This is a genomic window from Bacillus sp. FSL R9-9834, assembly GCF_038006905.1.
Classification (GTDB): Bacteria; Bacillota; Bacilli; order Bacillales; family Bacillaceae_G; genus Bacillus_A; species Bacillus_A pacificus.
On record NZ_JBBOWD010000001.1, the window covers coordinates 4,336,715 to 4,350,285 of the forward strand.

General features: G+C 36.7%; 14 protein-coding genes. 3 read left to right on the forward strand and 11 right to left on the reverse strand.

Going from position 1 to position 13,571, the window contains the following annotated elements; translation table 11 throughout:
- Nucleotide 1: 1 nt before the first annotated feature.
- Nucleotides 2-886, reverse strand: a complete 885-nt coding sequence (locus MKY00_RS22700; RefSeq protein WP_000058127.1) for an ABC transporter ATP-binding protein — start codon at nt 884-886, stop codon at nt 2-4.
- 343 nt (nt 887-1,229) lie between these two features.
- On the opposite strand from MKY00_RS22700, the gene MKY00_RS22705 reads away from it, so the two are divergent.
- On the forward strand, nt 1,230-2,057 hold the full coding sequence (locus MKY00_RS22705; protein WP_000782777.1) for a 5'-nucleotidase, lipoprotein e(P4) family: 828 nt from the start codon (nt 1,230-1,232) through the stop codon (nt 2,055-2,057).
- Between the two features lie 26 nt (nt 2,058-2,083).
- Here the strand turns inward: MKY00_RS22705 and motB are convergent, their stop codons facing one another.
- Nucleotides 2,084-2,869, reverse strand: a complete 786-nt coding sequence (gene motB, locus MKY00_RS22710; protein WP_001256752.1) for a flagellar motor protein MotB — start codon at nt 2,867-2,869, stop codon at nt 2,084-2,086.
- On the reverse strand, nt 2,859-3,653 hold the full coding sequence (gene motA, locus MKY00_RS22715) for a flagellar motor stator protein MotA (RefSeq protein ID WP_000344868.1): 795 nt from the start codon (nt 3,651-3,653) through the stop codon (nt 2,859-2,861). Before motA ends, motB begins: the two co-directional genes overlap by 11 nt.
- A 265-nt stretch (nt 3,654-3,918) precedes the next feature.
- Here motA and MKY00_RS22720 point away from each other — a divergent pair, with 265 nt between their 5' ends.
- Nucleotides 3,919-4,698: a M15 family metallopeptidase gene (locus MKY00_RS22720; RefSeq protein WP_016718620.1), complete on the forward strand. Its 780-nt coding sequence runs from the start codon at nt 3,919-3,921 to the stop codon at nt 4,696-4,698.
- A gap of 36 nt (nt 4,699-4,734) precedes the next feature.
- On the opposite strand, the gene MKY00_RS22725 is transcribed toward MKY00_RS22720, so the two are convergent.
- The 4 genes from MKY00_RS22725 to sdhC all read right to left on the reverse strand — a co-directional run bounded on the left by MKY00_RS22725 (nt 4,735) and on the right by sdhC (nt 8,461).
- Entirely contained in the window at nt 4,735-5,181 is a 447-nt protein-coding gene (locus MKY00_RS22725; RefSeq protein WP_000822739.1) for an acyl-CoA thioesterase, read from the reverse strand.
- Nucleotides 5,182-5,273: 92 nt separating this feature from the next.
- Complete coding sequence (sdhB, locus tag MKY00_RS22730; RefSeq protein ID WP_001291825.1) at nt 5,274-6,035, reverse strand: succinate dehydrogenase iron-sulfur subunit; 762 nt, start codon at nt 6,033-6,035, stop codon at nt 5,274-5,276.
- Nucleotides 6,028-7,821 carry a succinate dehydrogenase flavoprotein subunit gene (gene sdhA, locus MKY00_RS22735; protein WP_000676735.1) on the reverse strand — a complete coding sequence of 598 codons (1,794 nt, stop codon included), beginning with the start codon at nt 7,819-7,821 and terminating at the stop codon, nt 6,028-6,030. The genes sdhB and sdhA overlap by 8 nt, the downstream gene beginning before the upstream one ends.
- 13 nt (nt 7,822-7,834) lie before the next feature.
- A complete protein-coding gene (sdhC, locus tag MKY00_RS22740; RefSeq protein WP_000678352.1) occupies nt 7,835-8,461 on the reverse strand; it encodes a succinate dehydrogenase cytochrome B558 in 627 nt (208 codons plus the stop codon).
- Between the two features lie 300 nt (nt 8,462-8,761).
- On the opposite strand from sdhC, the gene MKY00_RS22745 reads away from it, so the two are divergent.
- Nucleotides 8,762-9,211 (forward strand): YslB family protein, encoded by a 450-nt coding sequence (locus MKY00_RS22745; protein WP_000042220.1) that lies wholly within the window; start codon nt 8,762-8,764, stop codon nt 9,209-9,211.
- Nucleotides 9,212-9,324: 113 nt separating this feature from the next.
- Here MKY00_RS22745 and uvrC read toward each other — a convergent pair whose 3' ends face one another.
- The 4 genes from uvrC to etfB all read right to left on the reverse strand — a co-directional run bounded on the left by uvrC (nt 9,325) and on the right by etfB (nt 13,571).
- The gene (uvrC, locus tag MKY00_RS22750) at nt 9,325-11,109 is read right to left on the reverse strand and encodes an excinuclease ABC subunit C (RefSeq protein ID WP_016718621.1); all 1,785 of its coding nucleotides are present in this window, start codon (nt 11,107-11,109) and stop codon (nt 9,325-9,327) included.
- Nucleotides 11,110-11,257: 148 nt separating this feature from the next.
- Nucleotides 11,258-11,572, reverse strand: coding sequence for a thioredoxin (trxA, locus tag MKY00_RS22755; protein ID WP_001018943.1), 315 nt, complete (start codon nt 11,570-11,572; stop codon nt 11,258-11,260).
- Nucleotides 11,573-11,783: 211 nt separating this feature from the next.
- Complete coding sequence (gene etfA, locus MKY00_RS22760; RefSeq protein ID WP_016718622.1) at nt 11,784-12,761, reverse strand: electron transfer flavoprotein subunit alpha; 978 nt, start codon at nt 12,759-12,761, stop codon at nt 11,784-11,786.
- A gap of 36 nt (nt 12,762-12,797) precedes the next feature.
- Nucleotides 12,798-13,571 carry an electron transfer flavoprotein subunit beta gene (gene etfB / locus MKY00_RS22765; protein WP_001029026.1) on the reverse strand — a complete coding sequence of 258 codons (774 nt, stop codon included), beginning with the start codon at nt 13,569-13,571 and terminating at the stop codon, nt 12,798-12,800.

A 13,571-nucleotide genomic window follows, 5' to 3' on the forward strand; every position in this document is an offset into this window, starting at 1 on the left:
GTTATTTCGCCCTCTCTACAAAGATTTCGTTTAACGTCGGCTCTAACATTTTAAATTGTCGTAAGGTAATACCTTGTTCTTGTAATTGTTGTAAAATGTTTAGAGCTTCTGCATCGTCTTGTACTTTCACATAAAGAAGGCCTTGTTGTTTTTCATACGATACATGAATAGCTTTTAATCCCTTCTCATTCTCTTCTGTATCTTCAATCGTTAAATTACGGAAACCATATTCTTTTTTAATATCACTTAATTGACCTTTTACGACTGCTTCACCTTTTTTCAAAATACATACATGTTGGCAAAAAGCCTCCACTTGTTCCATACGATGACTAGATAAAATAATTGTCTTTCCGTTCTGTACTTGTTCTTCAATAATGCTAGCTAACATCCCCGCATTCACTGGATCCAGTCCGCTAAATGGCTCATCTAAAATGAGAAGTTCAGGGTTATGAAGAAGAGCAGCAATTAATTGGATTTTTTGCTGGTTCCCTTTTGAAAGCTCTCCTGCCGTTTTAAATTTATATTCCGGTATTGCTAATCGATCTAACCAGTGATCAATAGCAAGATCTACTTCTTTTTTCGTCATGCCTTCTAATCTGCCAAAATATCGCAACTGGTCTACTACTCTACTTTTTGTATATAAGCCTCTTTCTTCTGGTAAGTACCCTATCGTTACTCCACTAGTCCCAAATGATTTTCCATCCCATGTAATAGACCCTTCATTAGGCGTTAATAATCCGAGAAGCATTTTGATTGTCGTTGTTTTTCCTGCACCGTTTCGTCCAAGCAATCCTAACACTTCACCTTTTGGTAATGAAATTTGCAAGCCGTTAACTGCTTTTGATTCCCCAAATTGTTTCGTTAAGTTTTGAATTTGTAAACTCAAAGTATAAAGCCTCCCCTTTACTATCATTCATACTCTCTTTCAAAGACTATGTTTATACAAGATAAAATATAGCACTACACTTTATCCTCTTAATATGTAACACCGCCTTAATCCATCATTTGTTCTATTTAGTTAAAATTGTAAATATTATCATATGATTTGTCAATTATTATTGTCATTTCGACAATTAAACTTGTCAAAATAATTCCCATCATTTTTTCTCATCTTTCTAATATAGGACATACTACTACATATACAAAAGACAATATGCAAATGTTCATAAAAAAAATTTATATTTTAATATATAATATAAGATGATTTTTTAACATCAAGGAGGATACATATGAAGATGAAGAGGGGCATTACCACTTTATTATCTGTAGCGGTTCTATCTACATCGCTTGTAGCATGTTCAGGAACGCAAGAGAAAACAGTGGCGAAAGAAGAGAAAGTAAAATTAACAGACCAGCAATTAATGGCTGATTTATGGTATCAAACAGCCGGTGAAACGAAAGCATTGTACTACCAAGGATACAATATCGGTCAATTGAAGCTTGATGCAGCTCTTGCAAAAGGAACCGAGAAAAAACCCGCTATCGTACTTGATTTAGATGAAACTGTTTTAGATAACAGTCCTCATCAAGCAATGAGCGTAAAAACAGGAAAAGGCTATCCGTATAAATGGGATGATTGGATTAATAAGGCTGAAGCTGAGGCCCTTCCAGGTGCAATTGATTTCTTAAAATATACAGAGTCTAAAGGTGTAGATATTTACTACATCTCAAATCGTAAAACAAACCAACTAGATGCAACAATTAAAAACCTTGAGCGTGTAGGCGCGCCTCAAGCAACGAAAGAACATATATTACTACAAGACCCGAAAGAAAAAGGAAAAGAAAAACGTCGTGAACTCGTTTCTCAAACACATGATATCGTTTTATTCTTCGGTGATAACTTATCTGACTTCACTGGTTTTGATGGAAAGTCTGTAAAGGACCGAAACCAAGCAGTCTCAGATTCAAAAGCACAATTTGGGGAGAAATTTATTATTTTCCCAAATCCAATGTATGGCGATTGGGAAGGCGCTTTATATGATTATGATTTCAAAAAATCAGATGCAGAAAAAGATAAAATCCGCCATGACAACTTAAAATCATTTGATGCAAAATAAAAGAGGATGGCATGTGCCATCCTCTTTTATTGCAAATTTCTCGTTAAAGGTAAAATAAACACTTCTACACGTCTATTTTTCGCTTTTCCTTCTTGCGTATCATTTGGAGCAATTGACCGGTATTCTCCGTAACCAACTGCACTAAATTTTCCTGGTTGTAATTCTTTATTTTGCAGTAATACTTGCATAAAATTAACTGCCCGCTGCGTACTTAATTCCCAGTTCGATGCAAATTGCGCATTTGCAATAGGAACATTATCTGTATGTCCAGATACTGTGATTTCACGAGGTGATGCTGAAACAAGTAAATTAGACATTTCTTTCGCAATACTTAACGATTCTAATTTTACGTCCGCTTTCCCAGAATCAAATAGTACATTTTCTAATATCGTTACCTTCAATCCCTTTTCTGTTAAATCAGTTTTAAAAGAAGAAGATAATCGATTTTCCTCAATATACTTATCAATACCTTTTTGTACCGCTTTTAATTCGTTCATTTCTTGTTGCTTTACTTCAGCTTCAGCATTCTTTTTAATCTTCTCAGACTCTAAACTACTTGCTGATAATTCCTTTTCATCATTTGGCTTCTGATCACTTAAAAATTCTTTGTTACCTGTTCCACCAGCTAATTCACTTCGAAAAGCAACAGCCATCTGTTTAAACTTAGCAGCATCTATACTGCTCATTGCGAATAAAACGATGAACAATGCAAACAACAACGTTAACATATCAGAATAAGGGATTAGCCAAGTTTCATCGATATGTTCTTCGTGTTTTTTCTTTTTACTTCTTCTATTTTTTTTACTCCGCATTTTTTTCTGCCCCTTTTTCAAGCTTTTTGCGCTCAGTTGCAGAAAGTGCACCTAAAATGCGGTTCTTCATAATAAACGGATATGTACCTTCTTGTAACATTAATAGACAATCAATAATTAAACGTTTTTTCTCTAATTCAGCTGCAGATTTTTGCTTTAATTTATTTGCAAATGGATGCCATAGTATATAACCTGAGAAAATACCAAAAATCGTTGCAATAAATGCACCCGAAATAGCGTGACCTAACTTTTCGATATCAGTTAAATTACCAAGTGCAGCTACAAGACCAATAACAGCACCTAAAACCCCTAATGTTGGTGCATATGTACCAGCTTGAGAAAAAATTGCTGCTCCCTTTGCATGCCTTTCTTCAATTGCTTCTAATTCAGCTTCTAAAATTTGTTCTAAATCTTCTGCAGATACGCCATCAATCACAAATTTCATACCACGCAAAAGAAATTCATCTTGAATTTTGTCTAATTGCTGCTCTAAAGACAAAATACCGTATTTTCTACTTTCAGATGTCCAATGAACAAACAATTCTAGCAACTGTTCATAACTTAAATCTTTTTTATTAGAACCAAAAAGAACTTTAAATAATTTTGGAATCTTTTTTAATTGATTCATTGGAAATGCTATACATACTGCAGCAAATGTACCAACGAAAATAATTAATGCTGCGGCAGGATTAACTAAGGCCATTACGTCAGCGCCCTTGACGACCATTCCTACTACTACCGCCACTACTCCTAAAATAATTCCAATAAGTGTTGCAAAATCCATTCCCATTCACTCCTAGTCTATACAAGAAGTTTTTTATTCTCGATAATCGCTACATCTTCTTATGTGTATATATTACATAAAAAATGAATTTCATGAAAGACAAGAAATGAATTATATAAAAAAATACTACAATTTCACACATTTTCTGACATTTTCTTTGCATTTCTATTACGTTACGACTCTTATATTTCTTTTTCATTAAACTAGACTTATAATAAGAAACGATACACATTTTATTAAGAAAGGACTGTGATTACAAGGCATCATGAAAAAGATAATTATTATTTCTGCCACTACTATTGTAATCGGTATCACTTCTTTCGCTTACTTTAGTTCTAAATCACCACTACAAAATAATGCGAAAGCTGTCGAAAGTCAACAGCATAGTAACCACCAAAAAGAAGAGATTCCTGCTTTTCCAAAAGCTGATCATAATGCAAAGAAGCTAGACAATGATTTTTCCGTTGTAACAAATCCAGAGTCTAATCTTGTATTAGTTAATAAACATCGAAAACTACCAGACGGATACACACCTGAAGACTTAACGAGACCAAACGTACCATTTACTAGTCCAAAAGATAAAGAAAAAACATTGCTGCGCAAAGATGCTGCAGATGCGCTTGAAAATATGTTTGAAGCGGCAAAGAAAGAAGGACTTGAACTTACAGCTGTATCTGGTTATCGTTCATACAAACGCCAAAAATCATTACATGATACATACGTTAGACGTCAAGGAAAAGCTGAGGCGGATTCAGTAAGTGCCATTCCCGGTACGAGTGAACATCAAACTGGTTTAGCAATGGATATTAGTTCAAAATCTGCTAAATTCCAATTAGAGCCTATTTTTGGAGAGACAAACGAAGGTAAATGGGTTGCAAAACATGCTCATGAATTTGGCTTTGTCATTCGTTATTTAGAAGATAAAACAGAAACAACAGAATACTCATATGAACCGTGGCATTTGCGCTACGTTGGAAATCCATACGCTACATACATATATAAACATCATTTAACATTAGAAGAGGCGATGGAAGACAAAAAATAAGAGAGCAAATTGCTCTCTTATTTTTCTTTCACTCTATCATTGTATTAATTTTTTCTTCCACTCTTCAGGCCACGGTTCGCCTCTTCCCGTTTTTTTCGACGCTTGGACCATCATTCCACGACCAACTAAACAAACTTCTCCTTCTGCATTCTTCACCATATAATGCAAATCTAATGAAGAATTTCCAACTGATCCAGCTTTTACATACACCTTCAACTGTTCATCAAAATATATTTGCTTAATAAAATTACATTGTAAATCCGCAACAACAATCATCGTTTCTGAAGATTCATGCGTCCATTCTTGCATAAATCCAAGTTCTTTAAACAATGCGATACGTGCTTCTTCAAAATAGGTAAAGGCAACGACATTATTTACATGTCCAAACATATCTACTTCACCAAAACGAACCTTTACAGGATTGTAAAACGAAAAACCACTTTCCCATTGCTCAAAGTCTTCAATATAAGAAATCCTCTTCATTGTTCCCTCTCCTTTTCACTTCAAAATAAACAGAATAAACAGAATAATACAGTTATAAATATTGCCCCTTCGAAATGAAGAGGCAATATTTTTTAATAGTTATTGTCGCTACCAAAGAAATCTTTGAACGATTGAATTGTTGTATCACGGTTTAACGCCGCAATTGAAGTTGTTAACGGAATACCCTTTGGACATGATTGCACACAGTTTTGAGAGTTACCACAGTTTGCAAGTCCTCCATCACCCATAATTGCACGTAAGCGATCTGCTTTATGCATTTCACCCGTTGGATGTGAGTTGAATAGACGAGCTTGTGATAACGGAGCTGGTCCAATAAAGTCCGATTTACTATTTACGTTTGGACATGATTCTAAGCAAACACCACATGTCATACATTTTGAAAGCTCATAAGCCCATTGACGTTTCTTCTCAGGCATTCTTGGTCCTGGTCCTAAGTCATACGTACCATCAATTGGAATCCAAGCTTTAACACGTTTTAGAGCATTAAACATGCGACTACGGTCAACTTGTAAGTCACGAACAACCGGGAATGTCTTCATCGGTTTTAAGCGAATTGGTTGTTCTAATTGATCGATAAGAGCTGTACATGATTGACGTGGTTTTCCGTTAATCACCATCGAACATGCACCACATACTTCCTCTAAACAGTTCATATCCCATGCAATCGGAGTTGTTTTGTTTCCTTTTGCATCGACAGGATTACGACGAATTTCCATAAGCGCCGAAATAATATTCATATTAGGACGATACGGAATTTCAAACTCTTGGTCAAACGCTTGCGCATCTGGTCCGTCTTGTCTCGTAATGATGAGGCGGATTGTTTTCTCAGACATGTTGTTTATCCCCCTTCTCTTCACTCTTAGCAGCTACATCGTGTTTTGAAGAATAATCACGTTTACGTGGTTTAATTAATGAAATATCCACGTCTTCGTAATGGAATGCCGGTGCATTTCCTTCTCCTTCAAATTTCGCCATCGTAGTTTTTAAGAAGTTTGCATCATCACGATTTGGGAATTCAGGTTTGTAATGCGCCCCACGGCTCTCATTACGGTTATATGCGCCAATTGTAATAACACGTGCTAATTCAAACATATTTGCAAGTTGGCGTGTAAATGAAGCACCTTGGTTGCTCCATCTCGCTGTATCGTTAATGTTAATACGTTTGTAGCGAGCCATTAACTCTTCAATTTTTGCATCTGTTTCTAATAATTTTTTATTTTCACGAACTACTGTAACGTTATCTGTCATCCATTCTCCAAGCTCTTTATGAAGAACATACGCATTTTCGTTACCATCAAGCGTTAAAATATTGTTAAATTTCTCTGTTTCGATTAATTCATTTTGTTCATACACAGTAGATGAAACGGCATCTGATGATTTAGAAAGACCTTTCATATATTCAATTGCATTTGGTCCTGCTACCATACCACCGTAAATTGCTGATAACAGTGAGTTCGCGCCAAGACGGTTACCACCGTGCATAGAATAATCACACTCACCTGCTGCAAATAAACCTGGAATGCTTGTCATCTGCTTATAATCAACCCATAGCCCGCCCATTGAATAGTGAACAGCTGGGAAGATTTTCATTGGTAGTTTACGAGGATCGTCACCTGTAAATTTCTCATAGATTTCAATAATTCCACCAAGTTTAATATCTAGTTCTTTCGGATCTTTATGAGAAAGATCTAAGTACACCATGTTTTCACCGTTAATACCTAGTTTTTGCTCTACGCAAACATCAAAGATTTCACGCGTTGCGATATCACGAGGTACAAGGTTTCCGTAAGCCGGATATTTTTCTTCTAAGAAGTACCATGGTTTACCATCTTTATATGTCCAAACACGTCCACCTTCACCACGTGCAGATTCACTCATTAGACGTAATTTATCGTCTCCAGGAATTGCCGTTGGGTGAATTTGAATGAACTCACCGTTTGCATAATATGCGCCTTGTTGATATACAGCAGAAGCTGCTGTACCTGTATTGATAATGGAGTTTGTTGATTTTCCGAAGATGATACCAGGGCCCCCTGTTGCCATAATCACGGCATCAGCTCGGAAACTTCTAATCTCCATAGTTTGTAAGTCTTGTGCAACGATTCCTCGGCACACACCTTCATCATCAATAACAGCTCGTAAGAAATCCCAACCTTCATATTTCGTTACAAGTCCTGCTACTTCGTGACGACGTACTTGCTCATCTAATGCGTATAGTAATTGCTGTCCAGTTGTTGCACCAGCAAATGCTGTACGGTGATGTTGCGTTCCACCAAAACGACGGAAATCAAGAAGTCCTTCTTCCGTACGGTTGAACATAACACCCATACGGTCCATTAAATGAATGATACCAGGTGCTGCTTCACACATTGCTTTAACTGGTGGTTGGTTCGCTAAGAAGTCCCCACCATAAATTGTATCGTCAAAGTGGATCCATGGAGAATCCCCTTCACCTTTCGTATTTACGGCACCGTTAATTCCACCTTGGGCACATACAGAATGCGAACGTTTTACTGGTACTAAAGAGAACAGTTCAACATTTACTCCTGCTTCCGCCGCTTTAATCGTTGCCATTAAGCCAGCCAAGCCACCGCCGACTACTATAAGTTTCCCTTTCATGCTCTCCCACTCCTTACTGGTTTGCTAGCTGTGGATCGATGAACGCTAATAATGCACTCACACCTACATAAGATAGACCTAAGAAAATAGCTAATGTTACATAAGTAGAGATTCTTTGTGAACGTGGAGATACTGTAATTCCCCAGCTGATGCAGAATGTCCATAGTCCATTTGCAAAGTGGAAAATTGTTGAAACAACACCAACTAAGTAGAATGCAAACATAGCTGGATTGTTTAAAATATCTGCCATCATATCATAGTTTACCTCTTTACCTAACGCTGCTTGAATACGAGTTTCCCAGACGTGCCAAGAAATGAAAATCAGTGTAACGATACCTGAAATTCTTTGGAAGACGAACATCCAGTTACGGAAATAACCGTAAGAAACCGCATTGTTCTTAGCTGTAAATGCAATATATAAGCCATATATAGCATGGTACAGTATTGGTAAAAAGATAATGAAAATTTCTAGCGCATACCGGAATGGAAGGAGCTCCATAAAGCCTGCAGCTTTGTTAAAAGCCTCTGCTCCTCGTGTTGCAAAGTTGTTTACAATTAAATGTTGCGTCAAAAAGACACCAACCGGGATGACCCCCATTAATGAGTGCCACTTACGAAACGTATACTCGCGGCCTTTCATGTCCCCATTACCCCCCTTGAATGATTGACTGCTGTTTTCAGATTAGTTTATGGCAATAATGTTTTTTCACTATTGGCATAAGAAAAACTGAAAAAATTATTCGAAATATTTCAGCATAATTTGATACCAAGTTCATTTTACTCCTATTTTTGTCGAAGCGTCAAGAAAACGTATACATAATTTGCATATAATTTGCCAATTCTTTTTTTCTTCTTATATATTCAGATTTTCCCAAAGAAAAATCTGTTTTTATAAATGAGAAATGTTATATAATAATCCCTATAGAAAGAGGGGAATATTGTGAGTAAAAATACAATCGATACAACATCTTTAGAAGATGTTTCATTGAACGCCTTCGCTTACGAATTGCTACGTGAAGAATTACTACCTGATTTAATCGGTAACGATCTAGATGGTATTTTATACTGGTCCGGTAGAAACCTTGCAAGAAAATATCCACTAGACACAATTGAAGAAGTCATTCAGTTCTTTGAAAAAGCTGGCTGGGGCACTTTAAGCATTATTGAACATAAGCGTCGTGAAATGCAGTTCCAACTTAAAGGCACACTCATCGCTGAACGTCAAAAACAAAAAAGACATTCTTCTTATCAATTAGAAGCTGGGTTCATCGCTGAACAAATTCAAAAGCAACGAAACGTCGTTGCAGAGTCCTACGAAGAAAAGAAAAAACGTTCAGACTCTATTACATTTCTTGTAAAATGGGATATAAAAGATCTCATTGAAGTGTAGCATTACCCGCAGTCAACTAGACATATCAGTTTAGTTGACTTTTTGCATTTTCATTCATTTGAATTTATTTTAAATCTTCAGAAATTATACCAAAAAATAGAAGACGTTGTAAACTACAACGTCTTCTTATCCGCTAAATAAGTATAAATCGTCTCTGCGACATTTTTCGGCATACCCGCTTCGACAAATTCTGTTACAGAAGCCTCTTTCATCTTTTTTAGCGATCCGAAATGTTTTAACAATATCTTTTTTCGTTTATCTCCAATTCCAGGAATATCATCGAGTGCCGATTGAATGACAGATTTCCCATGTAATTGACGATGGAATGTAATTGCAAATCGATGCACCTCATCTTGAATGCGCTGCAATAAATAAAATTCTTGGCTATTTCTCTCAAGCATCACAGGTTCAGGTGGATCCCCAATAATTAAATGGGATGTTTTATGTTTGTCATCTTTCACAAGACCTGCCATCGGAATATATAAACCGAGCTCATTTTCTAGAATATCACTTGCAGCCGCCAGATGGCCTTTTCCGCCATCAATAATGATTAAATCTGGTAAAGGTAAGTTCTCTTTCAGTGCCCTTGTATAACGGCGTCTCACAACTTCTCTCATAGACTCATAATCATCTGGCCCTTGAACCGTTTTAATTTTATATTTCCTGTATTCTTTCTTAGCTGGTTTCCCATCAATAAAAGCAATCATTGCAGAAACAGGATTTGTGCCTTGAATATTTGAGTTATCAAACGCTTCAATACGATGAGGCGTTTCAATTCCGAGCTGCTTCCCTAAATTCTCTACAGCTTTAATCGTTCGCTCTTCATCGCGCTCAATTAAATAGAATTTCTCTTCAAGAGCAATCTTCGCATTTTTATTTGCCAGTTCTACAAGATCTTTTTTCTTACCGCGTTTCGGCTGTGTCGCTTCCACTTCTAAAAAGCGTTCTACTAATTCTGAATCGATACTTCCTGGAACGACGATTTCCTTCGGCTTAAAATGACTGCTGTTTTCATAAAATTGACCGATAAACGTTAAGAATCCCTCTTCTGGTTCGTCGTAGATTGGAAACATAGAAACATCACGTTCGATTAGCTTTCCTTTTCGAACGAAGAAAACTTGAACACACATCCACCCTTTATCAACTGCATACCCAAACACATCACGATCCACTAAATCACTCATAATCATCTTTTGTTTTTCCATAATCGCATCGATATGAGCGATTTGATCACGTAACTCTTTTGCACGTTCAAACTCTAGTTTCTCTGAAGCTTCATACATTTTTGTTTCTAATTCTGAACGAACTTCTTTATGCCCACCATTTAAAAACTTAATAATTTCATCTACAATTTCTTTGTTTTGTTCTTCCGTCACTTCTTTCACACAAGGCGCTAAACATTGACCCATATGATAATATAAACAAACTTTATCGGGCATATTTGAGCACTTACGAAGCGGATACATACGATCTAGCAGTTTTTTCGTTTCATGAGCTGATTGTGCATTCGGATAAGGGCCAAAATACTTTCCCTTATCCTTTTTTACATTTCTCGTAATAAGTAATCGTGGTTGTTTCTCAGCTGTAATTTTAATAAAAGGATATGTTTTATCATCTTTTAATTGAATGTTATATTTTGGATCATGCTTTTTTATTAAGTTCAACTCTAAAATGAGAGCCTCTAGATTTGAGGAGGTTACAATATATTCAAAATCTACAATTTCTCCTACTAGCCGAAGTGTTTTCCCGTCATGCGAACCAGTAAAGTACGAGCGCACACGATTTTTAAGCACCTTTGCCTTTCCGACATATATAACCGTTCCTTGCTTATCTTTCATTAAATAACAACCAGGTTGATCTGGTAAAATAGCCAATTTCTCTTTTAAATGTTCGTGCACTCGTTACCCTCCATTTCTACATGCTTAGCATTTTTATTTTCACATGAAAACATACTATGCCAAAACACCCAACATACGTTCTTTTATTGTAACGGAAAGGTGTAAAAAAGAAAAATAAAAAAAGCTACCAAATGGTAGCCCTTTTATTTTAGAAGTGTTTAGAAACTAATTCCACTAACGCTTCTTTCGGTTTGTAACCTAACGCTTGATCAACTACTTTACCGTCTTTTAATACGAAAAGAGCTGGAATGCTCATTACTTCGAATTGACGAGCAGTTTCTTGATTTTCATCCACGTCTACTTTTACTACTTTTACTTTTTCGCCTAGTTCTGCATCAATTTCCTCTAATACAGGAGCGATCATTTTACAAGGTCCACACCAAGGTGCCCAGAAATCTAATAATACAACACCTTCGCTAGTTTCAGCTGCGAAGCTTTGGTCATTTGCGTTTACAATTGCCATTTTATTTCCTCCTTCAAGTATATTCTACCAAGAGTATATCATTAACTTATATACGTGGCGAATAATATGTATCGTTATGTATTGTAACAAAAAAGTGTTCCTTTATACTATATAAAAATACGGATTACATACTAAAAAGATGAGAGACAGGGGATCTCTCACCTTTTTCTATATATAGGGGTACTTCACTTGGAACTCAAGGGTACTCAAATCATGAATGTACTTTTAACTTTTTAAACTCTTCTGTTAAAAGAGGTACAACTTCAAATAGATCGCCAACAATACCGTAGTCAGCTACTTTGAAAATACTTGCTTCTGGATCTTTATTGATCGCAACGATTATTTTTGAGTTAGACATACCAGCTAAATGCTGAATCGCACCAGAAATACCACATGCAATGTACAGGTCTGGTGTAACAACTTTACCAGTTTGACCAATTTGTAATGAGTAATCGCAATACTCAGCGTCACAAGCACCACGAGATGCTCCAACAGCGCCGCCTAATACGTCAGCTAACTCTTTTAATGGCTTGAATCCTTCTTCACTCTTCACACCGCGTCCGCCAGCGATAATAACTTTTGCTTCAGAAAGATCAACGCCCTCTGCCGTCTTACGGACGACATCTTGAATGATTGTACGTAAGTCTTTCACATCTACTGTAATAGAAGACACGTCACCACTGCGAGACTCATCTTTTTCAAGCGTTGCGATGTTATTTGGACGCACTGTCGCAAATAACATGCCGTCTGTTACAATCTTCTTCTCAAACGCTTTACCAGAGTAAATTGGACGAGTAAAGATAACATTTCCACCTTCAACTTCTAAAGCAGTTACGTCAGAAACTAGACCAGCTTCAAGCTTCGCTGCTAATTTTGGTGATAAATCTTTACCAAGTGCTGTATGTCCAAATACAATACCTTCTGGATTTTCTTCAGCATATACAGCTAAAAATGCTTGTGCATACCCATCAGATGTATATGATTTTAATTTATCATTTTCAACTGTCACAACGCGATCTGCACCGTAATGAATCAACTCATTTGCAAAAGAGGCAACGCTGTCTCCAACTAGAAGACCTACTACTTCACCGCCTTCTGCAATTGTTTTTGCTGCTGCTACCGCTTCAAATGAAACGTTACGTAGCGATCCATCACGAACTTCACCCATTACTAATACTTTACGAGCCATAGATTTTCCCTCCTGCATATATAATTTCGTATTTTATTAGATTACTTTCGCTTCTGTATGGAGCAACGATACAAGTTCTTTTACTTGATCTTGCAGCTCGCCTTGTAACACTTTTCCTGCATCTTTCTTAGGAGGCAAATAGATTTCAATTGTTTTTGTCTTTGCTTCCACATCATCTTCTTCTAAATCTAAATCATCTAATTCTAATTCTTCTAGTGGCTTTTTCTTCGCTTTCATAATACCTGGAAGCGATGGATAACGTGGTTCATTTAAACCTTGTTGTGCTGTTACTAATACTGGCAATGAAGTTTCAATCACTTCTGTATCGCCTTCAACATCACGCTCAATCTTCACGTTTTTACCGTCAATTGCAAGTTTTGTAATTGTCGTTACATACGGAATATTTAACGCTTCAGCTACACGCGGGCCAACTTGTCCAGATGCACCATCAATTGCAACGTTTCCGCCTAAAATTAAATCTGCATCTTTATCTTTTAAATATTCAGCAAGCACTTTTGCAGTCGTGAACTGGTCACCATTTTCTACATCATCTTCAATATTAATTAATACCGCTTTATCGCAGCCCATCGCTAACGCCGTACGAAGTTCTTTCTCGCTATCTTCGCCACCAACTGTTACGACAGTAACTTCTCCACCTTGTGCGTCTCTTACTTGAATTGCTTCTTCAATTGCATATTCATCGTAAGGGTTGATGATGAATTCCGCTTCGCCATCGTAAATTGCACCGTTTTTAATTACGATTTTTTCTTCTGTATCAAATGTTCGTTTCATGAGTACGTAGATGTTCAT